A 25163-nucleotide genomic window follows, 5' to 3' on the forward strand; every position below is an offset into this window, starting at 1 on the left:
GGCAACCTGCGGCAGTTCGGCAAGAGCACCGGTTTGACCGGCAGCAGCAACGGTTGGCGCCACGACCAGGTGGACCTGACGGCGTACGCCGGGCAGAACGTCAAGCTGCGCCTGGGCGTCGACACCGACGCGGCGACGCAGGAAAAGGGTTGGATCGCCGACGACTTCTCGCTCACCAACGGCACCGCCACGGTGTGGTCGGACGACGTCGAGCAGGGTGACAACGGCTGGACCGCGGAAGGCGGTTCGACCAGTTCCACCCGGGGTGCCGGCTGGGTCCGCACCGACGGCACGTACAGCAAGGAGCAGTACTACCTGCTGGAGTGGCGCAACATGTCGGGCTTCGACCAGGGCCTGAAGTACACCTACACCTTCGGCGACACCGGCAAGCGCGAGAAGGTCGCGTACAACGCGCCGGGCCTGCTGGTGTGGCTCAGGGACAGCGAATACCCCAACAACGGGGTCAACTTCAACCTCGACAAGACTCCGTCGTGGGGCGCCAAGGGTGAGTTGCTGCTCGTCGACTCGCACCCGGACCCCTATCGGTTCCCGCACATGCCCTCGGATCCGAACGCCAATCTCGAATCCCGAGTACAGTCCGCGAACGCGGCGTTCGGGTTCAAGGACACGGCGGCGTTCCGGGCCTGCAAGCCGCCGGCCGGCGACAACTGCGCCGCGTACGCCAAGCAGGGTCCGGTGCGGTTCTTCTCCGACATGCTCGGTTACGCGCCGGGCGCGGAACCCTACAAGACCGGCTTCGCGGCCAAGGACGCGTGGGGGTCGACCGTGGTCCCGGCGCGGGCTCCGTACTCGACCAAGGTCACCAAGCCGAACGGTTCGCCGGACTACGCGGACTACGGCAAGCCGTTCTTCTCGTCCGTACTCGGTTCCGGAAACCCCGGGTGGGACAAGGCATACGGCGTGAACGCCTTCCCGATCGCCCCGCTCCCGGGCGACAAGGGTGCCGTCGTGTGGATCGTGCCCGCGCGCAAGTAACCGCCGGGTGAGCACGTGAGCGACATCGGCCCCCACGGCCCGAAGGCGGCCGTGGGGGCCGATGCACGTCCCGATTCACGGGCACCGGGGCGGTCACGCCCATGGCGGGGTCGATCAGGCGCGGACGGGCCTGCCGGGGAGGGCGGCCAGGTCCAGGGTGCCGTCCCGGACGACGGGGACGCCGCCGACCAGGACGTGGGCGTAGCCGGTGGAGGGGCGGGTGCTGTGCTCGTACGTGGCCTGGTCCGTGACCGTGGCGGGGTCGAAGACGATCAGGTCGGCGTCGCAACCCGTCTGGACGCGGCCCTTGCGGCGCATCGCGGGCACGCTGTCCTGGAGGAGCCGGGCAGGCTCGAAACTGCCGCGTGCGACCGCCTCCAGGAGGCTGAGGGCACCGAGCTCGCGGACGTAGCGGCGCAACACCTTCGAGAACGTGCCGGCGGTGCGCGGGTGGGTGATCGCCTCGGGGGGCGGTGGCCACGCCATCGGGTCGGCGTCGCCCTTCGTCCAGACCAACGGCATGGCGTCGGAACCGATGACGGTCGACGAATGGAGCAGAGCCCGGTCGATGAAGGCCCGCTCGTGCGGGTCGTTCTCGTCCAGGAAGTGCGCGATCGCCAAGCCGCCGGGATCCGACGCCCGCAGCTCCAGGAGGCGCCCGGCGTCGGCGACGCGTTCCCCGGTGGGCGCGTACACGATGTCGGTGGGGGTCAGGCCCGCGGCGCCGAGTTGATCGGGGGCTAGGAAGACCGCGCCGATGGCGGTCATCCCCGCGCCGTAGGGGTAGGCCTCGGTGGAGATTCGGCCGCCTTCGGCGCGTACGCCGTCCATCAACCGCAGGACCCGATCGGTGTGACTGAGGGACGTGCTGTTGACGTGGCAGTAGTGCGCGTGAACCCCGGTCTCGGCGGCGGCTCGGGCGATCTCCTCGGCCCCGTCGATGGGCGTCTCGGCGACCTGCTCGACCAAGTGCCGGGCGTGCGTGTACGTCACCACTCCCGCGTCCGCCGCGAGGCGGGAGACGGCAAGGTATTCCTCGGGCTTGATCCGCGGCGCGTATCCGACCACCACCCCGATGCCCAGGGCGCCGGCGGCGAGGTCGAGCCGGAGCAGCTCCAGCATCGCGTCCACCTGGCGGGCGTCGGCCTCGTGTTGCCACGCCGGATTGCCGAGGTTGCGCAGACCGGCGGCGATCCCACCGCCGTGCGGCAGGCCGCCGACGGCTGTCATGCGGGCCTGGCACCACGACGCGGAGAAGCCGTAGTTGAGCGGCCGTCCCTCGGCGGCCGCTTGGCGGTAGCCCTCGTCGACGGGCGACAGACCCGCCTCCAGGTCGAGCGCGGTGGTGACCCCGTCCAGCGCCTGGAGCCGGTGGCCGATCACGTCGTGCGAGTGGCTGTGCATGTCGATGAAGCCGGGCGCCACGACCAGGCCGCTCACGTCGAGGGTCCGCAGCCCGGTCAGGGGTTGCGCCGAGACGGCGGTGATCGCGCCGGCGGTCACGCCCACGTCGGCGGTCGCGTCCAGCCCGGTCTCGGGATCGAGTACTCGCCCACCGCGTAGAACGAGATCATGGGTACGGGTCGATGGCACGGCCGATCGCATCATGGGCACACGATAGGAAACCGGCGCGCGGGCGCCACTGTCGGCGCGGCCGAAATACCGCTCGGGAGTTGGTGGACGACGACAAGTCGGTTGCCGCTCGTGGGTGTGTTCGCGGACTCGACGTCCCTGTCGCCAACCGGCAAGGACGTCGAGCCGAGAGCCGCCGGCGGCGTCGCGTCGACCGGCGTCGCGCGTCAGCCGGCCGAGACCAGCGCCAGGGCCTCGTTGAGGTTGTGCTCGGCGATCCCGCGCATGAAGTCCCGCCGGGGAAAGTCCCCGTCGAGCAGTCGCAACGGACCCGCCGTCAGCGACAGCCGCTGGGTGAGCAGGTAGAGCGCGAGGCGGTCCTCGTCCAGCCCGTCCACCTCCAGCCGCCGGTAGTCGTCGTGGAGGCGGATTCGCAGGAAGACGTGCTCCCACTCGACGTCGAAGTACATGAGATCCTCGATGTCGATCACCACCGGGTTGCCGTCGCGGTCCACCAGTACGTGGTCCAGCCCCAGTTCGCCGTGCACGACCGAGTACTCGGCGCGCGGCCGCACCGCCGCGGCGAGTTCGCGCAGTCGGTCCTCCAGCCGGTCGCGGGCGCCCGCGATCCGGTCGTCGCGCGCGGTCGCCTCGGCGAGGTTGCGCAGCCCGAAGGCGAGCGCGACCGCCTCGCACGACGTCCCGTGCGACGTCCCTCCGCCGTCGACCAGGGCCACCTTGCCGTAGGTCGGCGCGTGGTGTCCTCGCATCGCCTCCAGGGCCTCGGCGAGCCGCGCCATCGTCGGCTCCGCGGCGCGCGGGTCCCGGTGGAAAAGGTCCATCAGATTCTCGCCGGGAAAGTCCTCGACGATGGCGAGGTCGGCCGGGTAGTGGGCGCGTTCGCGGTCCACCAGGTGGACCGTCGGGACCCGCAGCCCCAGCGAGTCCAGCCGCGCGTGCGCGGCCTCGAACAGGTCGAGCCCGACCCCGGGCGAGAACGGATCGGCGACGTCGTCGTCCCCCTCGACCGCCGGCCAATAGTCCTCGGAGTCCTCCCACAAATAGGCGATCACCGTCGTCGCGTCGTCCATCGTCAAGCGGTACACGCCCTTCCTGGTGCCTCCCGCGAGTCGCTCGACCCCTGCCAACCGCCGCCCGCCACCGAGCGCGGCACTTGTCGCCCCCGCCAACTGATCCCGCGTCACATTCCTGGGTGCCACGTCCACAACCGCCGTTCGTCTCGACAACGGAGGTACCCTACGCGCGCCGTCCGCCGAACCCGGTCGAAGCGTCGACGGTGCGAACGGCCGTGCCGAGCAGGTCGGTTGTCGCGTGGTGAGCGGCGACCGAGAACCCGGCGGTGGGGAGCGTGGTGCCGTCCGGGGCGGTGAAGCGGGAATCCGTCCGCACCGCCCGATCAGGCCCGTTTGACGGCCACGCCGCCGTACATCGCGATGTCCCGATCGCGCACCTGCGGATCGTCGTGATCGGGCCGCCAGTGGTGGACCAACGTCAGCCCGGGATCGACGAGGTCGTAGCCGTCGAAGAAGGCGAGGGCCTCGGCCTTGTCCCGAACCTGGAGGGGGATGCCGCGGGCGTTGTACTCACGATCGACGCCGCCGACCCCCACCGGATCGGTGTCACCGGTGAACACGGTCAGCACCAGGAAGCTGCCCGGCGCCAGTTCGTCCATGATCCGCCGCACGAGACCCTGGGGGTCGTCCTCGTCGAGGACGAAGTGCACGATCGCGATCAGGGACAGGGCCACCGGCTTCGTCAGATCCAGCACGTCGCGCAGTTGCCGAGCCCCGATGATCGAGTCGACGTCGCGCAGGTCGGCATCGACATAGCAGGTTCTGCCCTGGGTGGTGCTCGACATCAGGGCCCGTGCGTGGGTCAGCACGATCGGATCGTTGTCGACGTAGGCGACCCGCGTCTCGGGGGCGATGCCCTGCGCGATCTCGTGCACGTTCGGCGATGTGGGGATGCCGGTGCCGATGTCCAGGAACTGGCGAACCCCGTACTCCGCGGCGAGGTGGCGGACCGCGCGCTGCATGAACGTGCGGGTGGTGCGCATCGAGATCGGAAGCGCCGGCCAGGCCTCGACCGACGCCTTCGCGGCCACCCGGTCCGGCTCGAAGTGGGTCTTGCCGCCGATGAGGTAGTCGTAGACCCGGGCCGAGTGCGGGACGTCCAGGCGCAGATCGACCACCGGCCAGGGGTCGCCCTGCGGCTCCTGCGACATCCACTCCGTGTCCGACATTCTTCGCCTCTTCCGTCCGCTTGAAGGAGCAACCCCAACTGCCGTGCCGGCAAGCCGTGTTGTGCATGTTAGTGGTGGTGTCCACGTGGTGACGGAGAGTTCGCCGGCGGCGATGGCGGGACTCGTCGGGAGAGGGCGGACGCAACGAACCACCAAGGCCCACCGGGTTTTATCCGCCGGCCGCTCGGCAGCGTCGACAACTACCATCCCTGCTCATGATCACTCGCAGGCAAGACGGGTACGAGGTCTCCACCGATACCGACCGGGTCGACATCGACCTCGTGCACCACTGGCTTTCGACCGACGCGTACTGGGCTTTGGGCCGGAGCCGCGAAACGGTCGAGCGGTCCGTTCGCGCGTCGCTCAACTTCGGCGTCTACGACGTACACGGGGTCCAAGTCGCCTACGCGCGCGTCGTCACGGACGCGGCGACCTTCGCCTGGCTCTGCGACGTGTACGTCGACCGCCCGCACCGCGGCGCGGGTCTGGGCACGTGGCTCGCCACGGCGGTTCGCGACCACCTGAAGCCCTACCACCTCAGGCGGGTGATGCTCGCGACCGCCGATGCCCACAAGATCTACGCCGAGGTCGGTTTCGTCCCCTGCCCCGACCCACAACACTTGATGATCCTGCGCCCCGCGCAGTGAACCCCCACCCCGGCGCGGCGCCGACCACCGCGGGCCGTCGGAGGCGACGCGCGGCGGCAGGCGATCGGGCGGGCGCACTCAACGGGTCGCGGTGATCGACGGTGGGGCGATCGACGCGGCCTGTGCGGGATCGGGACCGTACACCGCGTGCTTCGCATCCCGGCGACGCCGCACGCCGGCATCCCCCACGCGTCGCCGCCGCGACGGTGGGCGATTGTCGCGCAGAGCATGCCCAGCGGACCGGTCACGCCCATCGCCGCCAAACCCGTTGCCCCGAGGTCGAGTTCGCGAGTCACTCGGGTCAGCAGGCCGCGTAGGGGCAAGGGGATGGCGCGACGGGAACGGGCTTGGCCGGTGGGCTTGATCCCGTCTTGGGGCGTGCTCGGCGAGGAAAACATGAAGGTTGTCCGACGGGCTTTCCGCGCCGTTGGCAGCCTGTTCAGCCACCGGCCGCCGGTGTGCCCCAGGCTTCGCCATGAGCGAGAGTGCGCTGCTCGCCCGCCTGCCCCTTCGAGGAAACGGACGGTCACATGCGTACGCAATGGTGGAGAAGAGCGCGATTCGCGGCAGTCGGCCTGTCGGTCCTTGCCATCGGGTCGACCGCCGCGCCGGCATCGGCGCAGGGACGGGTTCAAGACCGAACCCGAGTTCAAGCCCAAGCCCAGGCCCAAGTCCAAGCGCAGGCCCAAGCCTTCGGGGCCACATGGCCGGGTGGTGCGGCGGTCACCGTCGCCGACGGCTCGAACGTGTTCGGCACCAACCTCAGTGGCCTCTCGTTCCAAGGGACGGGCGTGCTGTGGGCGGTACGGAACGGGCCGGGCAAGCTGTACCGCCTCGTGCCCGGAAGCGGGACGACATGGCGCCCGGACCCGGCCGGTGGTTGGTCCTCGGGGAAGTCGCTGCACTATCGCGACGGCAGCGGCGATCTCGACGCCGAGGGCGTGGTCTCCACCCCGGACGGGCTGTTCGTCGCCACCGAGCGCGACAACGACGACGACGAGTCGAGCCTGGCGAAGATCGTCCGCTTCGACACCTCGTCCTCGGCCAAGTCCCTGAACGCGACGGCAGAGTGGAACCTCACCGCGGATCTGCCGTCCGTGCCGGCCAACAGCGGCCCCGAGGGAATCGCCTGGATTCCGGACACGTTCCTCACCGCCCACGCCTTCCGCGACGAGCGCACCGGCGCCGCATACAACCCCGCGGCCTACCCCGACCACGGCAGTGGCCTCTTCTTCGTGGGCCTGGAGGACAACGGCACGATCTACGCCTACGCCCTCGACCGGACGGGCGGCGGGTACACCCGGATCGCCACCGTCGCGAGCGGCTTTCCGGCGGTGATGGACCTGGAGTTCGAGCCCGCGACCGGCCACTTGTGGGCGGCGTGCGACGACACGTGCCACGGCCGTACCACGACCCTGGACATCAACGCGCAGGGCCGACTCGCCGTCACCGCCACCTACGACCGCCCCGGCGGGATGCCCGACTACAACAACGAGGGCTTCGCCATCGCACCGCAAGCCGCGTGCGTAGCCGGCCACAAGCCGGTCGTGTGGGCCGACGACGACAACGACGCCAAACACGCCCTACGCGCGGGTACTCTGCCCTGCACCTAGAACTCCCGCGGCCGGAACTCGCGCAGCGCGTAGGCCCGTTCGGGCAGGCGCCACCCCCGGCCGCCTCCCCTTCCGCCGCCCCGGCCACCTTTCCGGCCGGGGAGGCGGGAGGCGTCTCGACCGGGCGGCCCGTGGCACCGCGGCACCGCCGTACTCGCGCCGTACCCGCGCGCGCCGCGCCGTACCCGTGCCGTCCCCGGCCGCGTCAGGCGTCCAGGAAGCGGACGTCCTTGGCGTTGCGTTGGATGAACGAGCGCCGCGCCTCCACGTCCTCGCCCATGAGCACGGAGAACAGGGCGTCGGCCTGCGCCGCGTCGTCGAGCGTGATTTGACCGAGCACGCGGTGATCCTGGTCCATGGTCGTGATGCGAAGCTCCTCGGCGTTCATCTCACCGAGTCCCTTGAAGCGCTGGATGGTGTCGTCGCGCAGCCGCTTGCCGTGCTGCCTGCCGTGTTCGACGAGAGTGTCGCGTTCGCGGTCGGAGTACGCGTACTGGCTGTCGTCCTTGCTCCACTTGATCTTGTAGAGCGGAGGGCGGGAGAGGTAGATGTGTCCGGCTTCGATCAGCGGTCGCATGAAGCGGAAGAGGAAGGTGAGCAGCAGGGTGGTGATGTGTTGGCCGTCCACGTCGGCGTCGGCCATCAGCACGATCTTGTGGTACCGGAGCTTGTCGAGGTCGAAGTCCTCGTGGACTCCGGTACCGAAGGCCGAGATGAGGGCCTGGATCTCCTGGTTGTGCAGGATCTTGTCGATGCGGGCCTTTTCGACGTTCAGGATTTTTCCGCGGATCGGCAGGATCGCCTGACACCGGGGATCGCGGCCGGACTTGGCCGAACCGCCGGCCGAGTCGCCCTCGACGATGAAGATTTCGCACGCGGCGGGATCGGTGGATTGGCAGTCGGCGAGCTTGCCGGGTAGTGCGGCGGATTCCAGGACGCTTTTGCGGCGGGTGAGATCGCGTGCCTTGCGGGCGGCGACCCGGGCCGTCCGGGCCGCGACGGCCTTGCGGACGATGTCCGCCGCATCGTTGGGGTGGCTGTCGAACCAGTCCGTCAGATGCTCGTGGACGACCTTTTGGACAGCCGTCTTGGCTTCCGTGTTGCTCAGTTTGGTCTTGGTCTGGCCCTCGAACTGCGGCTCGCCCAGCTTGACCGAGACGATCGCGGTCAATCCCTCGCGAATGTCCTCGCCGGCAAGGTTGTCCTCCTTGTCGCGCAGGAACTTCCGCTCGCGGGCGTAGCGGTTGACGGCGACGGTCAGGGCGGTGCGAAACCCTTCCTCGTGGGTTCCGCCCTCGTGCGTGTGGACGGTGTTGGCGAAGGAGTGCACGCCCTCGCTGAATCGGGTGTTCCACTGCATCGCTACATCGACGGACAGGGACTGCCGAGGGTCCCGGGCCGTGATGGAGATGACCGAAGGGTGGACCGGATCGCCCTTGCGGGAGTTGAGGTGTTTCACGAAGTCGACGATGCCGCCGTGATAGCAGTAGCGGACCGAGCGGACCTGCTCGACCTCCGCGTCCGGCGCAGAGTCGTCGCCCGCGCCCGTCACCGCCCGCGCGCGTTCGTCGGTCAGCGTCAGGGTCAGGCCCTCGTTGAGGAAGGCCATCTCCTGGAGGCGCCGGGCGAGGGTCTCGAAGGAGTACTCGGTCGTCTCGAAGATGTCCGGATCCGCCCGGAAGGTAAGTGAGGTGCCGGTGTCGGTCACGGCCTCGTGGCGGGCCAACGGGGCGGTGGGGACGCCGCTGCGGTAACTCTGGCTCCACCGGTGACCGTCGGTGCGGATCTCCACCGACAGGTGCGTGGACAAGGCGTTGACGACTGACAGGCCCACCCCGTGGAGCCCGCCGGAGACCGAGTACCCCCCACCGCCGAACTTGCCGCCCGCGTGCAGCACGGTCAGCACGAGTTCGACGGCCGGTTTCTTTTTCTCCGGGTGCATGCCCACCGGGATGCCGCGTCCGTTGTCCACCACCCGGATGCCGCCGCCGTCCAGGATCGTGACGTCGATCCGGTCCGCGACACCGGCCAGGGCTTCGTCGACGGAGTTGTCCACGATCTCCTGCACCAGATGGTGGAGGCCGCGCTCACCGGTCGAACCGATGTACATGCCCGGCCGCTTGCGGACCGGGTCCAGCCCGTCCAGCACGGTGATCGAGCCGGCGTCGTACTGCACGGCCACCTCGCCGTTGCACTTGCCGTTGCCGGAGGTGGAGGTCGCCGAAGGGCCGCCGAGGGGTCGGTCGGCTTCGTCGGACGGGGTGGCGGGGGAGGGCATGCCGAAATCGGTCACTGGCGCTCTTTTCTGGCACTACGAGCCGCACTCCCGCCGAGGGGCGGAAGCGGTCGTGTCATCAGGTGGAGTCGGCTGCGGGCGGGCAGGCCGAACCAGGCCCTCGAAGGGCCGTGTTTCTCAAGGCGAGAACAGGCTTCAACCTACCTGTTGAGGAGATGGAAAGCATGCATATAAGCCATGTGAATGCTTCTCACAGACTATTGAATCCCCATCGACAAGGACCCCCACGCCAACATGCCCTTGAGGCTCTTAGATCGGCACACAGGGCCTCGCGGCGAAAGCAGTGAGACTGCCCCGAGCCCCGCGCCCAGCGGCCCTTCTCGGGCCGCCGAAGGGGCCTGTGGGCCGCCGACCTCGGCCCCCGAGGGGGATAGTGACCATCGGCCGGTGCCGGCCCGGGGGGAAGGGATGAGCGGCGCCGGCGGGAGGCGGGTCGACGGCGCATCCGAGGGCGTCGGCGCCTTTGGCGAGGGGCCGTCGGGGCTCGGTGGACGCGTGTCGTTCGAAGCGAATCGACGTCCCGATCGGGGAACGCATCCCCGGGGTTTCGACCTTGGCAGTCGGATTGCAATGTGAAATGGTACTTCCGGGTTTTCGGTCACGGCCGCCGCGACGACTCCCTGGATCCTTGGCACCGTCCAGTACTACGTCCTCGACTCACCGACCCGATCCCTGGAGGCTCCTGCTGTGACCGTCACCTCTCACAACCCCGCCGATCCCGCCGATCTCGTGCTCGCCAGGCCCGCGTTCGAGGTGGCCGGGACGGTACGGGCCGTCGAGTCGGCCCGGGCCCGGTGCGCGGACTGGATCGCGCTCGGCGCCGCCGCGCGCTCGGTCCTGCTCACCCGGGTCGCCGAGGCGATCGAGGCGCACGCGGCCGAACTCGTCGACCTCGTCGTGCGCGAGGTCGGCAAGCCGCTCGCCGAGGCCCGGGGAGAGGTCACCCGTACGTGCGCGATCTGGCGCTACTACGCCCAGGCACCGTACGCGCCGACCGGAGCGGTACACGAAACGGCGGCCGGCGAGGGCCTGTTGCTCACCCGCCGGCGCCCGCACGGGGTGGCCGCCTTGATCACCCCGTGGAACTTCCCACTGGCGATCCCCACTTGGAAGGCCGCGCCCGCCCTGGCCGTCGGCAACACCGTCGTGCTCAAGCCGGCGCCGGAGGCCACGGCGTGCGCCCTGCGACTCGTCGAACTCGCGCAACTACCCGAGGGCGTGTTCAGCGTGGTGCCCGGGGGAGTCGAAGAGGGGCGGGCGCTCGTGGACGTCGCCGACGTGGTGTCCTTCACCGGTTCGACCACCGTCGGCCGGGCAGTGATCGCGGCCGCCACCGCGCGCGGTGTGCCGGTCCAGGCCGAGATGGGCGGCCTCAACGCCGCCATCGTGCTGCCGGACGCCGACATCGAGCAGGCCGCAGCCGACCTGAGCGCCGCCATCGCCGGCTACGCCGGGCAGAAGTGCACCGCCACCAGCCGGGTGATCGCCGTCGGCGCCGCGTACGAGCCGCTGCGCGACGCCCTGGTCAAGGCCCTCGACGGGATCCGGCCGGCCGACCCCTCGGCCGCGGCGACCGTGTGCGGGCCGCTGATCTCCTCGGCGGCCCGTGACCGCGTCGTGCGCGCGATCGATTCGGCCCGCGCGACCGGCGCCACCGTCGTTGCCGGCGGCACGGTGCCCCAGCGCGCGGGCTGGTTCCTGGAGCCGACCCTGTTGACGGACGTGGCGGACGAACACCCGTTGCACACGGAGGAGTTCTTCGGACCGATCGCGGTTTTGCTGCGGGCGGTGGACATCGACGAGGCCATCGCACTCGCGAACGCGACTCCGCACACCCTTGCCGTCTCCCTCCACACGCGGGATCTGGACGCCGCGCTCACCGCCGCCGATCGGCTCGACGCGGGCATGATCCGAGTCAACGCGCCGTCCAGCGGCGTCGACTTCCACGTGCCCTTCGGCGGCACGAAGGCCGCGAGCCACGGCGCGCGCGAACAGGGCACGGCCGCACTCGACTTCTTCACCGCGACCCGCACGGTGAGCCTGCTGCCCTCGGCAGCGTCGCAATGACCGAGGCGCCGAAGCCCGAGGCGCCGACGGCCAAGGCCCCGACGATGACGACCAAGGCACCAAGGACCATCGACCGGACGACCGAAGACCGGACGACCGCCCCCCCGACCACCGGCAGCCCTCCCATCGTCGTCGAGACCGTCGACTACCACACCGCCGGCGAGCCCTTCGGAATCGTGAGCACCGGCCTGCCGGCCGTCGCGGGCGACACGGTCGCCGAGCGCCGCGCGATCGTGATCGGCGCCGGCGGCAGCGCGACCACCCCGCGCCCCGACCCACTCGGGCCCGACGACGAACTGCGCCACGAATCGATCACCGGCACGGTCTTCACCGGCCGACTCGCCGGCTCCCATCCGCCGGGCCTGCTCACCGAGGTCACCGGAACCGCGTACCGGACCGGCGAGCACCGCTTCCTGCTGCACGCCGACGACACGCCGGGGACGGGATTCCTCCTGTGACGACAGTCGACCCGACACCGGCTCCGCCGCGGTACGTCGGCATCACGCTGCCTCCGTCGGCGGCGGCCGACGCGATCGAGCGGGTACTGCTGGACGGCCTCGACCCGGAGACGGACCCGCCGCGGTCGATCCTGCCGGTCCCCGCCGGCGACCTGCTGCTGATGCCCGCGGCCCTGTCCGGCCACGTCGGCGTCAAGATCGCCGGGGTGGCACCCGCCAACCCGGCGATCGGCTTGCCCCGGATCACCGGTACCTACCTGCTCCTTGACGGCCCCACCCTGCGACCGCTCGCCGTACTCGACGGCATGGCGCTCACGGCGTTGCGAACCCCGGCCGTCAGCGCCGTCGCGGTGCGGCGACTGGCCGTGCCGGACGCCGCGCATTTGCTGCTCTTCGGCACGGGGCCCCAGGCGTACGGGCACCTCGACGCGCTGCTCGCGGAGCGGCCGCTGACCCGGCTCACCGTGGTCGCGCGACGGCCCGAACCGGCCGAGGCGCTCGCGGAGTACGCCCGTTCGCTGGGCCTCACGGCGGCCCTGGGCACCGCGAACGCGGCGGCGGACGCGGACATCGTGGTGTGTTGCACGACGGCCAGAGTCCCGCTTTTCGACGGTGGATCGATTCCCGACCATGCCACACCCGACCGTCTCGACGAGCGCACGCGAACGCGACCGGCGGACGTGAGGCCATCGGTCCGCAGGACACGACGGTGACGTCGACCCCGCCGACCGCGCCGCCCCCGAAGGCCGGCGAGGCCGTGCGTCCGCAGGTCACGCTCGGTTCGAGCCCGGCCGAGAGTACGTCCACCGTGGGCGCCGTGGAACTGCCGAAGCCACCGGCGGCGGTCCTGTTTCGCGTTGTCGCGAGGGCCGTCAGGACAGTGGCGCGTGGTTCGCCCAGACGACCTGGTAGGGGAAGCGGGACTGCCAGCGCCGGATGAGGTCGTCGAGGCCGGGCGCGGTGAAGAGCGCGTCGAGTGCGTCCGGGTCGGCGACACCGACCTGGACGATCGCGTCGGGGACGAACAGGGGAGCGTGGTCGTCGCCGGCCACGCGGATGTGGCGCTGGGCCGAGAACGCTTGGATGTGCCCGGAGGCCGTCATCAGGTTTTCGATGTCCTTCAGGTATTGATCGAGGTCGCTCTCCGGGATCGAGGTAGTGAACGAGACCATCATCGTGTGCTTGATCATGAGCCCATCGAACCGCCACCCGGCGGCGAAGTCCAAGACCAACCGAACAGTCGTCGATAACCTGTAGGCATGGTTGATCTGGAGACGCGCGAGCTTGCCTATTTCGTGGCGGTCGCCGAGGAACTGCACTTCGGCCGGGCCGCCGTGCGCCTTTCGATCGCGCAGCCGGCGCTCTCGAAGGCGATCCGGCGCGTCGAGGCGCGGCTGGGCGTTCGGCTGTTCACCCGTTCGAGCCGGCACGTCTCGCTCACGCCGGCCGGGGACGCGCTGCTGCACCACGGCCGGCACGCGCTCAACGCGGTCGGCGCCGCGGTCGAGGGCGCGCGGCGGGCCGGTGACGCCCATGCCCACCTGCGGCTCGTGATCAAGCCCGGCGGCGATGCCAACCTGCTGTCCGGAATCCTCGCCGCGTACGCCGAACAGCCCGACGCGCGGCGGGTGGACGTCCTGTTCGGTGGTGCCACCGACCGCGTCGACTACCTGCGCGACGGCAGGGCCGACGTGGCGCTGTTGTACGCGCCGTTCGACGACCTCACCGGGTTGGCGTCCGAGACGTTGTTCGTCGAAGAGCGCGTCGCGATCCTGCCTCGCGATCACCGACTGGCCTCGCGCACCGAGCTACGGCTGGCCGACCTCGAACACGAGACGCTGCCGCGCTGGAAGGGGGTGCGTCGAACGGGTGTGCCCGACGACGGGAGCGGGCCGGAAATCGCCGACGTGCCGCAGATGGTCCAACTGGTTCTGCTCGGTCGCACGATCGCGATCCTTCCGCGCTCGCTCGTCGAGCCCGTACACCCGGGATTGGTGTGCGTCCCGGTGGTCGACGCGACCACCAGTCGGCTGGTCGTCGCATGGTCGCGGCTCGACCGCCGTTCACTCGTCGCCTCGTTCGTCGAGGCCGCGGTCGGCGCGAGGCGTTCCGACCGCGCCTGATCGCCTGGTATCGGCGGTCACCCGCTATCGGGGCCGATCAGGCGTCGTCGCTCGTGGCGTTCACGGCGTGCACAGCGTTCGTATCGTGCACGGCGTTCGTATCGTGCACGGCGTGAGTGTCGTGCAGGTCGTTCACGGCGTTCGTACCGTTCAGCCACGAGCCGATGCCCGCCAGCGCGGCGGGGCCGTAGTCGGCGTCGACGTCGTGTGCGAGGTCGGCGATCGAGACGGAGCCCAAGGTTTCGCGCCACGCGGTTTCGGCGCGGGCCATCGCGCGGGTGATGGCGCACGGCGTCGTGCACGCCTGTGGGGGTGAGGCCAACGGGCCGCGTTGGCGGATCTCGGTGCAGACGAACGCCGGGCCGGGCCCGTCGACGGCCTCGACGATGTCGAGCACGCTGATCGACTCGGCGGAGCGGGTCAGCACGTAGCCCCCCGCCTTGCCCTGCACCGACCGGATGATCGCGGCCCGGGACAACGCCTGGAGCTGCTTGGCGAGGTAGCTGGCGGATACGTCGTGGAGTTGGGCCAGTCGCGCGGCCGGCACCGGCTCACTCGCCGCGGTCAGAACGACGCAGCAGTGCAGCGCCCATTCGACTCCACCGGACATCTTCACTTCTTCACTCTATTGCACGCGCCGGTTGACTCGGACTAAAGATGTCCGAGTATTATCTCGGATAACAAGTGTCCGAGTTGAAGGGCGGCGCGGGTGGACTGGTCACGCCCGCCGCGGTGGACACCGACATCAGGGAAAGCAGGGGCGTCATGAAGATCGCAGTCGTCGGCGGAACCGGGCTGATCGGATCCCGGGTCGTGCACAACCTGAACGAGGCCGGTCACGAGGCCGTGCCACACTCGCTGTCCACCGGGGTCGACGTGATCACCGGTCAGGGCCTGGAGGCGGCGCTCGCGGGCGCCGACGTGGTCGTCAACCTGACCAACTCGCCCACCTTCGACGAGGCCTCCCCGGCCTTTTTCCGGTCCTCGATGGACAACCTCCTGGCCGCGGCCGGGGAGGCGGGCGTCGGGCACTTCGTCATCCTGTCCATCGTCGGCGTCGACCGGGTGCCCGAGCTCGACTACTACCGTGCCAAGACCCTTCAGGAGGACATCCTCAAGGCCGGCCTCGTCCCCTACAGCATCGTGCGCGCCACCCAGTTCATGGAGTTCGTCGACGCGGTCCTGTCCTGGACCGCCGACGACGACACCGTCCGCCTGCCCCGCACCCCGATCCAGCCGGTAGCCGCCGCGGACGTCGCCGCCACGGTCGCCGACGTCGCGGCCGGAGCGCCCCTGCGCGCCACGCTGGACCTCGGCGGGCCCGACACCTACCCGCTGGACGAACTGGGCAGGATCACTCTGGCCGCCAAGGGCGACCGGCGTTCGGTGACCGTCGACGACACCGCCGGCATGTTCGCCGCCGTTCGCGGCGACGCTCTCACCACCGGCGACGGTGCCCGAATCGCGCCCACCCACTATCGCGACTGGCTGAAATAGAAACAGCCCCAAACCCGGACCCGAACCCAAACCCGGACCCGGGCCCGGAGCCGCCTTGGCCTCGGGCTTGACTACACCTTCGCCTTCGTCGGCCACCGTGGTCCGGTGTCCGGGTCGTGGGTCCATACGTACTGCGTTTCGGGGGTGACGGTCATCCCGTGGTCGTACAGACCTGGGCTGCCCGCCGCGCTCCACCGGTCCCACGCCGTTTCGAGCTCGTCGCCCAGCCGCCGGGGGCCGCCCTGGCACAGCGTCGTGGGTCCGCGAGCCGCTGCGGAGTACGCGGCCCAGGAGGTGTCGCCGTCGTGGACCCACGCGCTCACGCCGTCGACGTCGCGCGTGGCCCGCACCCGTACCTCGGGCAGCGCGACGCGCAGCGCGAACAACAGGTGCGCGTCGTCGCACAACGGCGCCAAGTCCCGGACGGAGCCACGTTTTTGCTCGGGCGCCGCGCCGCCGCGCAGGTCGGCGAACCGGCGTTCGGGCGGCGTGCCGCGCGCGGGCATGAACGTCGCGAGCCCCTGCACCCACCCCTGCGCCGAGCGTCCGTCGTCGGCGACGGTCAACGCGACATGACCCAGACGCCCCCACGGGGTGACCACGCGCCCCCCGGGCGTGGTCCGGGCGATCCACGACCACGGCACCCGCTCCACCGCGTAGGTCGAGATCACTCGTTCCCACGGCCGCTGCGACGGACACCCGGCCGCGCCGTCGCCGACCTCGACCCGTACGTCCAGGCCGGCGATGGCCAGTGCCTTGCGAGCGCCCTCGGCCGACTCCGGATCGATCTCGACGCTGACGACGTTGCCGGGACCGGCTCGCCGGGCGGCCAGCGCCGCGTTCCATCCCGTCCCCGTGCCCAACTCCAGGACCCGGTGCCCGGGTTGCAGGAGCAGCGAGTCGAGCATGTCCACCACGACGGCCTGGCAGGACAGGCTGGAGGTGGGTACCGCGTCGACGACCCGGGTCACCGTCGCGTCGTCCGGCCCGGCGTACACCAGCGACCCCCACGCGTCCTCGTCGACCGCCCGGTCGACCGGCGCGTAGCCGTCGCCCTCCCACCGCCACAACCGCTCGGGCGCGAACTCGTCCCGGGGAGTCGCCGCCACGGCCGCGCGGATCCAGGGCGCGCGCTCGGGCCAATCCCCACGCCGCTCCATCTCCGCCGCCAACCGCGCCCGCGCCTCGTCAAGCCTCACGGTGGGCTACTTATCCTTCTTGTGTCGGCCGTTGGACGGCGGCACAGGAGGCACCTGCCCATCGGAGTTGTTCGGCGGCGGCTCTCCCTTCGAGGTGTCAGGTGGCGGATTCTCGTGCCGGCCCATGAATGCCTCCTCGGTCGCTCGGAGTAACTTCATGGTGACACAAGCGCACACGGATACGGAAGGCGCGAATCCGCAACGCACCCGCGCGCGTTCGATCAGGCATCCAGCCGCCGCTTGGCGAGCCACGTGACCATCTCCGGGTCGCGGTGGTCGAAGAACAGCGAGGCACCCGTGTCCAAGCCGGCGATGGCCGTCATCTGGTCGTCGGTGAGCTCGAAGTCGAAGACGTCGATGTTCTCCGCCATGCGCTCGGCGCGCACGGACTTGGGGATCGCGACGACATCGCGTCGGATCAACCACCGCAGCACGACCTGCGCCACGGACTTGCCGTGCTGCTCGGCGATTTCGCTCAGGAGCGGGTGGGTGAACAGGTTGTTCCTGCCCTCGGCGAACCCACCCCACGACTGCATCCGAACTCCGTGGTCCCGCATGATCTTTTGGTCGGCGACTCGCTGGAAGAACGGATGGGTCTCGATCTGGTCGACGGCGGGCGTGATGTCGTTGTTGACGATGAGGTCCACCAGCCGGTCGGAGTGGAAGTTGGCGACGCCGATCGCCTTGACGCGACCCTCGCGGGTGAGGTCTTCCATCGCCCGCCACTGGCCGTACACGTCGCCGTAGGGCTGGTGCATCAGATACAGGTCGAGGTAGTCCAGGCCGAGCTTGGTCAGCGACGTCTCGAAGGCGCGCTTGGTGTTCGCCTGGGCGGGGGCGTCCTGGACCCACAGCTTGGTGGTGACGAACAGTTCCTCGCGCGCGATGCCGCTGTTCTCGACGGCGCGGCCGACGGCTTCCTCGTTGCCATAGGCGGCGGCGGTGTCAAGTAGCCGGTATCCGGCGGCCAGGGCTTCGGAGACGGCCCGTTCGGTCTGTTCCGGCGGGATTTGATAGACGCCGAAGCCGAGGATGGGCATGTCCACGCCGTTGTTCAGGGTGACGGTGTGCATCGAGATTACCTTCTGTCGGGGGGAGTTGCCGGTGGGTGCGGGAGGGCCGTCAGCGTTCGGTGAAGTGCGGTTCGATGGCGTACCCCGTTTCACGTCACCTCGTTGGGTTGGGCTCACTTCGCCTTCCGGCATCGTGTATCCACTCTCGCGGCGGTTCACCCGCGCCGGTAGGCCGGGCCCTTCGGGGTAATGACAGGCCCCCACCGCGCGGCCTCGGCGACACCGGCGGCGGTGCCGAACCGGGCCGTTGCCTGCGTGCACGCCGTCTGCCGGAACCGGCCGCCCGGTCCGCCCGATACGCCCCCGAGCCCCCGCCCGCACCGAGTCGAAACGTCAGCGCGCAACCGAGGCTGCTGCTGGAGACGATGCGCCCGAACCCGCCCTACATCGTCGGTCGCAGCATGGATGTCCCGGCCTGGAACCGCGGCGGCCTCGCGCTGTACGCGACCCTGGGCGACCGGCTCGCCAAGCAGCGCGATCCGCCTGCCAAGCAGCGCGATCCACCCGCCACCTCTTCCTGTAAACCCGGCTGCCCGCGAGCTGTTCCCCGACGCCCCTGATCCGACCCACCTGTCGGCGAACTCCTCGTCAAGATCCCGGCGTTCGCGGGACCGTGGGAACGCTACGACGTGGCAGGGCGCAAACCCGCGCGTAAGACCTTCCACCATCCCCGTGCCGACACGATCACGCTCACCCCCAGTCGATGGAACCGGAAGGCACTCCCGGCCGACACCTCGGCGTGCACGTGGCCGAACCCGATGCCCCCGATCACGACGCCACGCTTCTGCTGACCCGACCGCACCCGGCGTCTCGTCCCACCCGGCGAGAGAGCGCGAGCCGAGCCCACACCCACCGCGGTGAACCCGACGGCCGAGTCGCGGGACGCGGTAGCGCCGCCTCGAGGCGCCGGTGCGGGCGTCTCGAGGCGGCGCTACCGAATGTGGTGGCGAACCTGCGCGAGGGTGGTGCGTCGCGTCAGCCCGCGGCCGGGAGTTGATAGACGTTGTCCGGCGTGACGATGGAGGTGATCGCCCGAGCGAACAGGGTGCTCGGCTCGAAGCCGTCGTGCAGGATGTCGGTGTTGAGCAGGATCACCATGGTGGCGTCCGACTCGGGGAGATACATCGTCACGCTCTCGTAGCCGGGGAGCGAGCCGTTGTGCCCGACCCATCCGTGGGTCCGGAAAAGACCCAGGCCGTACCCGGCGCCGTCGTAGCCGGGCATCGGAACGAAGTTCTCCCGCTGCGCCTGGGTGGCCGGCGAGAGGAGGGCGCCGGTGGCGACCACCTTGGCCCAGCGGCGCAGGTCGTGCAGATCGGAGATCATCGCGCCGGCTGCCCAACCCCAGCTCGGATTCCAGTCCGTCGCGTCGGCGACGGCGCCGGTCGGCGTCTGGTTCGTGTAGCCGTGCGCGTGCGGCGACGGGAACTCGGCGCCTTGCGGGAACAGCGTGTTGTGCAGGTGGGCCGGCCCGGTGACGCGTCGGTGGACGAACTCGGCGAGGGGCATCCCGCCGAGCTTCTCCACGACGAGACCGAGCAGGACGGTGTTGGTGTTGGAGTACTGGAATTGCGCGGCCGGCGGGAACTCGTTCCGGTGGCGGAAGGCGTACGCCAGTAGTTCCTGCGGGGTGAACGAACGGGTCGGGTCCGCCTGTAGCGTGTCGACGAACCCGGGGTCGGCGGTGTACGAGAACAGGCCGCTGCGCATCTCGGCCAACTGCCGGATGGTGATGCGGTCCCCGTCGGGGACGCCGTCGATGTAGGCCGAGATCGGGTCGTCCAACCCCAGCAGCCCGTCGTCGACCAGCTCCAGGACGGCGGTGACGGTGAAGGTCTTGGTCTCGCTGCCGATCCGCATGTCGAGGTCGGGTTTCATCGGCGCGCCGGTCGCGGTGTCGGCCACTCCGGAAGAGCGGACATAGGTGCCCCGGCCGGGCAGCCACAGGCCGACGGTCACGCCGGGGACGCCGGCTTCTCGGCGGGTGCGCTCGATCGTCTCGTCGAGGCGGGCCGCGAGCGCCGGATCCAGACCGTCGGGTCGGCAGTCGTCGGCGCACGCGGCGGCGGTGACGGCCGCGGTCGGCGGGTCGGCCTGCGCGGGGGAGGCGGCGAAGGCGAGGGGGACCAGGGCGGAGAGGGCGAACAGGGCGGTGGCGAGTCGACAGGCGGAGGTACGGCGCATGACAGGGCGTCTCTTCCGAGAGTGTGAGGAGCCGGCCGGGTCAGGATCACCGCTCGCCCCGCCGCCGAGTCCCACGCCACGAACCCGGCCCGACGAATCCACTCGTCCGGCTCTGCCGTGAGCGGCCGCGACCGCGTAACCCGGGAGCCGCACGTCATCGCGGGCAACGCCCCGCTCCGCCGCCGGGGGCTCCGGGTCGGCTTATCTCGCGTCCGGTGTGGCTCAGCGACGGCTGGTCATGTGCGCGAGGGTATGTTCGGCGCTGTCCGGGGCGAAGGCACCGTCGATGCCTTCGGCTGCCGCGTGGGCCGCTTCGATGGAGCGGGGCAGGAGGATCTTCTCGTAGGCGATGACGGCCTCGTCGACGGTGCCGTGGTCGACGATGGCTTGGGCGAGGTCGGCTCCGTCGCGCATGGCGAGGTTGGCGCCCATGCCGGAGATGGGCGACATCAGGTGGGCGGCGTCGCCGAGGAGGGTGAGCCCGGGGGTGGGGTCCCACGTGTGGGGGACCGGTAGGGCGTACAGCGGACGGTTGGTGTAGCCGGTGTCCGTGTCGGTGACGAACCTCAGCAGGTCGCGGCCCCAGCCGGCGAAGCGGCTCAGGAGGGCGTCGCGGACGGCGGCGGGGTCGGCGAGGTCGAGGCCGGCTTGCCGATGCCAGTCCTCGGGAGTGCGCATACCGACGTAGACGCGGATGTGGCCGCCGCTGTTGCGCTGGGCGATGAAACCCTGGTTGTCGTCGAGGGCCATCATCGTGCCGTTGCCGGTGAGGGCGGCCAGTTCGCCGTGCCGGACGTCGACGTCGTCGAGGCCGGTCTCGACGAAGGTGACGCCGGTGTAGAGGGGAACGGCGTCGGACAGCGGGCGGCGGACCTTGGACCACGCTCCGTCGGCGCCGACGACCAGATCGGCATCGACGGTGGTGACACGGTCGGCGAAGTGCAGTCGGTGGGCGTTGCCTTCGAGACGTTCGACGTGCTCCAGCCGGTGATCCCACCGCACGGTGCCGGGGGTCAGCGAGTCGAGCAGCAGGCCGCGAAGTTGGCCGCGGTCGATCTCCGGATTGGCGTGCCCGGTCTCGGGCGCGGCGGCGTCGAAGACGACACGTCCACCGCGGTCCACCAGGCGCATCTGCTCGCCCTCGGGTCGGGCGAGGAGCCGGAAGGCGTCCCACACGCCGGCGGCCCGCAGGGCGTGTGCGCCCGTGTCGGGGTGCATGTCGAGGCTGCCGCCTTGGTCGCGGGCGCCGGGGCAGGTGTCGAGGTCGTACACGGCGGCGGCGATGCCGTGGCGCTGGAGGACGCGTGCGCAGATCAGGCCGCCGGGGCCGGCGCCGACGATGGCGATGCGGACAGGAGCTGTGCTCATGGCGGTTCTCGTTCCTTGCGTGGGTGGCGGAGGTCGCGAGGCGCGGGCTGCACGGCGCGTCGCTGCCCTCACAAAACCACACTCACTCACAAAGTGCAATGAGACAACTTTTTGCCTCGTGCACCCTTGCCGATGGCGCGCCCGCCTCTCCGTCCCCGCGGCCCCCACGGCTTGCAATTTCTCATGCCGCTTCGGCAACCTGGCGAGTATGGGAAACCGGAGCGAAGTCCTGAACGCGGTCGGCCCGCGCCTGCGGGAACTGCGCCGCAAGCGCGGTATGACGCTGGCCGAACTCGCCGAGCGAACCGAGATCGGCGAAAGCACGCTCTCCCGCCTGGAAGGCGGTGGGCGCAAGCCCACCCTGGAGCTGCTCCTGCCGCTCGCCGAGGTCTACAACGTCCCGCTCGACGAGCTCGTCGGGGCGCCCCGCACCGGTGATCCCCGCGTCCACCTGCGGCCCGTCATCCGGAGCGGCATGACCTTCGTGCCGCTCAGCCGCCGGCCCGGCGGTATCCAGGCGCACAAACTCCTCATTCCGCCCAAGCCCGCCGACGCCGAACCGGACCTGAAGACCCACGAGGGATACGAGTGGGTCTACGTCCTGGCCGGACGCCTGCGCCTGCTGCTCGGCGACCGGAGCCTGATCCTGTCCCCGGGCGAGGTAGCCGAGTTCGACACCCACGTACCGCACTGGCTGGGGCCCGACGGCGACCACGTCGTCGAACTCCTCGTCCTCTTCGGCCGGCAGGGCGAACGAGCCCACCTGCGGGCCCGCACCTCCTGACCGGCACGAGACCCGCCGAACCGGCCCGCGGGCTCACCGATCGGCGCCGGGCCGACGCGCGGCGACCGCTGCCCTCGCGTCGGCGCCGATCAGGTCCAGGTTGATCGCCGCTGCCGCCTGTGTCCCCGACGCCGCGGCCGCCGGGACGCCGGCCATGAGGTCCGTGACGTTGCCGGCCGCCCACACGCCCTCGACGCCGGTGAACCCTCCCGCGTCGGCCGTCAGTTGCCCGCCCATCCCCATCGGGTGCTCCGTCACGGCCAAGCCGAGTTCGGCGAGGAAGCCCGCGCGCGCCTCGAACCGCGGCGCCACGACCAGGGCGTCCACCGCGACCGACCGGCCCGAGGCCAGGCGCACACCCGACAGCCGGTCCCGATCGTCGACCTCCAGGGCACGGACCTCGCCGTCGACCACGTCGATACCGAGGGCGGCCAACTGTTCCCACTGCTCGTCGGTCGGATCGCCGCCGGTGTGCAGGAACACCGTCACATCGGGCGACAACTGCCGGAACAGCAGCGCCTGATGGAATGCCGCCGGACCGGTGGCCAGGACGCCGACCGCAGTGTCGCGCACCTCCCAGCCGTGGCAGTACGGGCAGTGCAACACATCGCGCCCCCATCGCTCCGCGAGACCGGCGACATCGGGCAGCTCGTCCACCAACCCCGTGGTCACCAGCACCCGTCGCGCCACCGCCCGGCCACCGCCCTGCGTCGTCACCACCAGGTGCGCGCCCTCACGACGAACTCCCGCGACGCGGCCGGACTCCACGTGGCCGCCATAGGAGGCGACCTCCTCCCGTCCCAGCCGCAGCAGCTCCAGCGGCGCGACCCCGTCCCGCGACAGGAAGCCGTGCGCCGCCGCGGCCGGAGCGTTACGCGGCTCACCCGCATCGATCACCAACACCGACCGGCGCACCCGGGCCAGGGTCAGCGCGGCCGACAGCCCCGCCACGCCCCCGCCGACCACGACGACGTCCCACACTCGACCGCTTGCCGCCACCGACTCGTTCTCGCTCATGGCGACCACACTGCGACCAACCCGACCCGACAGCAATCCACCATGCCGTTTCGGCAACAAGCAGCCCGGTCCCCGCCCGCGCGCCGGGCTCGATCAGGCGCGTGGCGCCGGGGGAGGGACCGCCGGGGTGAGGTTGGCGAAGGGTTCGGAGGCCGCGATCAGCGCCGCCAGCGCCGGGGCGGTGGCGGCGTCCGGATGGGCGGCCAAGGCATCGCGGGCGACGGTGATCGCCGCGCGCAACGCCTCGTGACGAGTGGTGGGCATGCACGTCTCCCCTGCCGGACCGAAACGAAATGGAACGTCCGGCCTGTTTCTTTCGATCGCGGCTGGAGCCGGTCCCCCGTCAGGATACGGAAACAAAGCCCGCTTCAGGGGGCCGGGTTCGTGACACGCCGGCATCGACGGCGAACGGGGACCGTACGCGGCCCGCAACCCACCGCCCGCCCACCGGTTCGACGGCGGATCCGAGCCGCGGTCGCTACCCCGCGCCGGGCAGACGGACTTGGAGTTCGCCGTGCACCACTCGCGTCTCGAAGACCGGTTGAGGCGCCGTCGCGGGTCCGTGGACGACCTCGCCGTCGTCGAGCGCGAAGACGCTGCCGTGCCACGGGCAGGTCACCCGCCCGTCGGCCACCTCGCCTTCGGACAACGGCCCGGACAGGTGCGAGCACCGATCGGCGAGGACTCGCGCGCGCTGCCCGTCCCGCACCACCAGCAGCGGCGTCTCGCCCAGGAACCGGCGGGCGGGCCGGCCCTCGACGAACGCCGACAGCAGCCCGACCGAATGCCATCGGGACCCGTCGCCCACGACGTGCGCGACGTCCTCCGTGTGATTGGCGCCGACGGCCTGACGGTAGGCGAGGTGTCCGCCCAACAGCCCGCCCGCGCTCACGGTGGCCAATCCCGCCAGGGCCAGGGCCCGGCCACGCAACGGGCGCCGTCGCAGCCGAGCGATCAGCGACGCGGAGTACAGGCCGACCCCGACGATGTTGCACGTGGCGTGCACGAGACCCACGCGCTGCTGCTGTTCGTGGGTCTGCGCCCAGTCCAAGGCGCCCGCGGCGGCGGCGGGAACCGCCGCGCCCAGGCCCACCGCGATCAGCACCCCGGAGGCGATTCCGGTGCGCGGTACGACGTCGAGCAGCGACGCCGAGATCCACGTGCCGATCGGCACCTGCACCAGCATGGGATGCAGTGGATGACCGATCGGTACCCCGTGCAGGGCGTCGCGGGTCCGGCCCTGCGGTACTCGCTCGACGAGCCCTCTCAATCGCGCGGCAGGCCGGTCCAACGCCGTCGCCTGCTCCAATCCGGTCGTGATCGCCGTGGTCAGTCTCATGCGGTGCCGCTTCCCGTACATCGCCCGGCCATGTCGGCGGTGCGGGTGAAACCCCCGACGAGCACGGTATTTTCCGTCCCGGACGAGCCCTTGGACGAGCCCTTGGACGGGCCCCGGACGAACCCTCGGACGAACCCCCTACGAGCCCCCGAGCGAACACCTGGACGACCCCCGGACGAACCCGGAGCCGTGTTCTCCGGCGCGCGACACACGCTCGCCCGTCGGCCGTCGCGACCGGGCAACGACGTCGTGGCCGGCCTCGACCCGAGCGGCGGCGCAGCGTGTCAACACCCGGACCGCCGGGCAGCCGGTGGGCATGGATCAGTCACAGACCCCCGTCCTGGACGCGCTCGCCGCCTATCACGATCAGGCATTCACCCCGTTCACGCCGCCCGGCCACAAACAGGGCCGCGGCACCGACGCGCGCACCCTCGCGGTACTGGGGCAGGCGGTGTTCGCCTCCGACGTCCTGGCGACGTCCGGCCTGGACGACCGGACCTCGTCCGGTCGGGTCCTCGAACGTGCCCAGGAATTGATGGCCGAGGCGGTGCACGCCCACCACACCTTCTTCACCACGTGCGGCAGCTCGTTGTCGGTCAAGAGCGCGATGCTCTCGGTGGCCGGACCGCACGAGAAACTCGTGGTCTCGCGCGACGCGCACAAGTCG

21 protein-coding genes and 4 pseudogenes are annotated in these 25163 nt (G+C 70.7%); 11 read left to right on the forward strand and 14 right to left on the reverse strand.

The genetic code is table 11. The features are described 5' to 3' along the window. Positions 1 to 996: pseudogene (locus tag GT354_RS18500) on the forward strand (immune inhibitor A domain-containing protein); the annotation flags it as partial. Between the two features lie 114 nt (positions 997 to 1110). Here GT354_RS18500 and GT354_RS18505 read toward each other — a convergent pair. The 4 genes from GT354_RS18505 to GT354_RS18520 form a co-directional block, all read right to left on the reverse strand. Beyond that, the gene (locus tag GT354_RS18505; RefSeq protein ID WP_161357406.1) at positions 1111 to 2604 is read right to left on the reverse strand and encodes an amidohydrolase family protein; all 1494 of its coding nucleotides are present in this window, start codon (positions 2602 to 2604) and stop codon (positions 1111 to 1113) included. Positions 2605 to 2795: 191 nt separating this feature from the next. Beyond that, positions 2796 to 3773 carry a phosphotransferase gene (locus GT354_RS18510; RefSeq protein ID WP_161357424.1) on the reverse strand — a complete coding sequence of 326 codons (978 nt, stop codon included), beginning with the start codon at positions 3771 to 3773 and terminating at the stop codon, positions 2796 to 2798. A gap of 52 nt (positions 3774 to 3825) precedes the next feature. Beyond that, the gene (locus GT354_RS18515) at positions 3826 to 3978 is read right to left on the reverse strand and encodes a hypothetical protein (RefSeq protein ID WP_161357407.1); all 153 of its coding nucleotides are present in this window, start codon (positions 3976 to 3978) and stop codon (positions 3826 to 3828) included. A 7-nt stretch (positions 3979 to 3985) separates the two neighbouring features. Beyond that, positions 3986 to 4831, reverse strand: a complete 846-nt coding sequence (locus GT354_RS18520; protein ID WP_161357408.1) for an SAM-dependent methyltransferase — start codon at positions 4829 to 4831, stop codon at positions 3986 to 3988. 215 nt (positions 4832 to 5046) lie between these two features. On the opposite strand from GT354_RS18520, the gene GT354_RS18525 reads away from it, so the two are divergent. Continuing rightward, positions 5047 to 5478 (forward strand): GNAT family N-acetyltransferase, encoded by a 432-nt coding sequence (locus tag GT354_RS18525; RefSeq protein ID WP_161357409.1) that lies wholly within the window; start codon positions 5047 to 5049, stop codon positions 5476 to 5478. A gap of 746 nt (positions 5479 to 6224) precedes the next feature. Further along, on the forward strand, positions 6225 to 7091 hold the full coding sequence (locus tag GT354_RS18530) for a hypothetical protein (RefSeq protein WP_202512023.1): 867 nt from the start codon (positions 6225 to 6227) through the stop codon (positions 7089 to 7091). A 205-nt stretch (positions 7092 to 7296) separates the two neighbouring features. Here GT354_RS18530 and gyrB read toward each other — a convergent pair whose 3' ends face one another. Continuing rightward, positions 7297 to 9369, reverse strand: a complete 2073-nt coding sequence (gene gyrB, locus GT354_RS18535; RefSeq protein ID WP_161357425.1) for a DNA topoisomerase (ATP-hydrolyzing) subunit B — start codon at positions 9367 to 9369, stop codon at positions 7297 to 7299. Positions 9370 to 10074: 705 nt separating this feature from the next. Between gyrB and GT354_RS18540 the strand changes: the two genes are divergently transcribed. Genes GT354_RS18540 through GT354_RS18550 form a run of 3 tightly spaced genes read left to right on the forward strand, consistent with a single transcriptional unit; the run spans position 10075 to position 12625 of the window. Further along, positions 10075 to 11454: an aldehyde dehydrogenase family protein gene (locus GT354_RS18540; protein WP_161357410.1), complete on the forward strand. Its 1380-nt coding sequence runs from the start codon at positions 10075 to 10077 to the stop codon at positions 11452 to 11454. Then, positions 11451 to 11912 (forward strand): proline racemase family protein, encoded by a 462-nt coding sequence (locus GT354_RS18545; RefSeq protein WP_161357411.1) that lies wholly within the window; start codon positions 11451 to 11453, stop codon positions 11910 to 11912. The genes GT354_RS18540 and GT354_RS18545 overlap by 4 nt, the downstream gene beginning before the upstream one ends. Continuing rightward, entirely contained in the window at positions 11909 to 12625 is a 717-nt protein-coding gene (locus tag GT354_RS18550) for an ornithine cyclodeaminase family protein (protein WP_346012074.1), read from the forward strand. The genes GT354_RS18545 and GT354_RS18550 overlap by 4 nt, the downstream gene beginning before the upstream one ends. 159 nt (positions 12626 to 12784) lie before the next feature. On the opposite strand, the gene GT354_RS18555 is transcribed toward GT354_RS18550, so the two are convergent. Continuing rightward, complete coding sequence (locus GT354_RS18555) at positions 12785 to 13102, reverse strand: hypothetical protein (protein WP_161357412.1); 318 nt, start codon at positions 13100 to 13102, stop codon at positions 12785 to 12787. Positions 13103 to 13171: 69 nt separating this feature from the next. Here GT354_RS18555 and GT354_RS18560 point away from each other — a divergent pair, with 69 nt between their 5' ends. After that, on the forward strand, positions 13172 to 14035 hold the full coding sequence (locus GT354_RS18560; protein WP_161357413.1) for a LysR family transcriptional regulator: 864 nt from the start codon (positions 13172 to 13174) through the stop codon (positions 14033 to 14035). Between the two features lie 142 nt (positions 14036 to 14177). On the opposite strand, the pseudogene GT354_RS18565 reads toward GT354_RS18560, so the two are convergent. Beyond that, positions 14178 to 14645, reverse strand: a pseudogene (locus tag GT354_RS18565) (Rrf2 family transcriptional regulator); the annotation flags it as partial. A 155-nt stretch (positions 14646 to 14800) separates the two neighbouring features. Between GT354_RS18565 and GT354_RS18570 the strand changes: the two are divergent. Continuing rightward, entirely contained in the window at positions 14801 to 15532 is a 732-nt protein-coding gene (locus tag GT354_RS18570) for an NAD(P)H-binding protein (RefSeq protein ID WP_161357427.1), read from the forward strand. A 71-nt stretch (positions 15533 to 15603) separates the two neighbouring features. Here the strand turns inward: GT354_RS18570 and GT354_RS18575 are convergent, their stop codons facing one another. Both GT354_RS18575 and GT354_RS18580 read right to left on the reverse strand, forming a co-directional pair. After that, entirely contained in the window at positions 15604 to 16731 is a 1128-nt protein-coding gene (locus GT354_RS18575) for a methyltransferase domain-containing protein (RefSeq protein ID WP_161357415.1), read from the reverse strand. Between the two features lie 221 nt (positions 16732 to 16952). Next, entirely contained in the window at positions 16953 to 17804 is an 852-nt protein-coding gene (locus GT354_RS18580) for an aldo/keto reductase (protein ID WP_161357416.1), read from the reverse strand. A gap of 74 nt (positions 17805 to 17878) precedes the next feature. On the opposite strand from GT354_RS18580, the pseudogene GT354_RS55815 reads away from it, so the two are divergent. After that, positions 17879 to 18595: pseudogene (locus tag GT354_RS55815) on the forward strand (hypothetical protein). Positions 18596 to 18779: 184 nt separating this feature from the next. On the opposite strand, the gene GT354_RS18595 reads toward GT354_RS55815, so the two are convergent. Together GT354_RS18595 and GT354_RS18600 are read right to left on the reverse strand one after the other, a co-directional pair. Beyond that, positions 18780 to 19988: a serine hydrolase domain-containing protein gene (locus GT354_RS18595; RefSeq protein ID WP_161357418.1), complete on the reverse strand. Its 1209-nt coding sequence runs from the start codon at positions 19986 to 19988 to the stop codon at positions 18780 to 18782. A 222-nt stretch (positions 19989 to 20210) separates the two neighbouring features. Continuing rightward, positions 20211 to 21356, reverse strand: a complete 1146-nt coding sequence (locus tag GT354_RS18600; protein ID WP_161357419.1) for an NAD(P)/FAD-dependent oxidoreductase — start codon at positions 21354 to 21356, stop codon at positions 20211 to 20213. 208 nt (positions 21357 to 21564) lie between these two features. Here GT354_RS18600 and GT354_RS18605 point away from each other — a divergent pair, with 208 nt between their 5' ends. Then, positions 21565 to 22140 carry a helix-turn-helix domain-containing protein gene (locus GT354_RS18605; protein WP_161357420.1) on the forward strand — a complete coding sequence of 192 codons (576 nt, stop codon included), beginning with the start codon at positions 21565 to 21567 and terminating at the stop codon, positions 22138 to 22140. Between the two features lie 33 nt (positions 22141 to 22173). Here the strand turns inward: GT354_RS18605 and GT354_RS18610 are convergent, their stop codons facing one another. From GT354_RS18610 to GT354_RS18620, 3 genes are all read right to left on the reverse strand, one after another. Next, a complete protein-coding gene (locus tag GT354_RS18610; protein WP_161357421.1) occupies positions 22174 to 23157 on the reverse strand; it encodes an NAD(P)/FAD-dependent oxidoreductase in 984 nt (327 codons plus the stop codon). A 93-nt stretch (positions 23158 to 23250) separates the two neighbouring features. Beyond that, positions 23251 to 23421, reverse strand: coding sequence for a hypothetical protein (locus GT354_RS18615; protein ID WP_161357422.1), 171 nt, complete (start codon positions 23419 to 23421; stop codon positions 23251 to 23253). Positions 23422 to 23635: 214 nt separating this feature from the next. Then, complete coding sequence (locus GT354_RS18620) at positions 23636 to 24496, reverse strand: Rieske (2Fe-2S) protein (RefSeq protein ID WP_237535139.1); 861 nt, start codon at positions 24494 to 24496, stop codon at positions 23636 to 23638. Between the two features lie 316 nt (positions 24497 to 24812). Here GT354_RS18620 and GT354_RS18625 point away from each other — a divergent pair. Then, positions 24813 to 25163 (forward strand): annotated as a pseudogene (locus GT354_RS18625) (ornithine decarboxylase); the annotation flags it as partial.

The sequence above is a fragment of the Streptomyces sp. SID3343 genome (assembly GCF_009865215.1).
Lineage (GTDB): Bacteria > Actinomycetota > Actinomycetes > Streptomycetales > Streptomycetaceae > Embleya.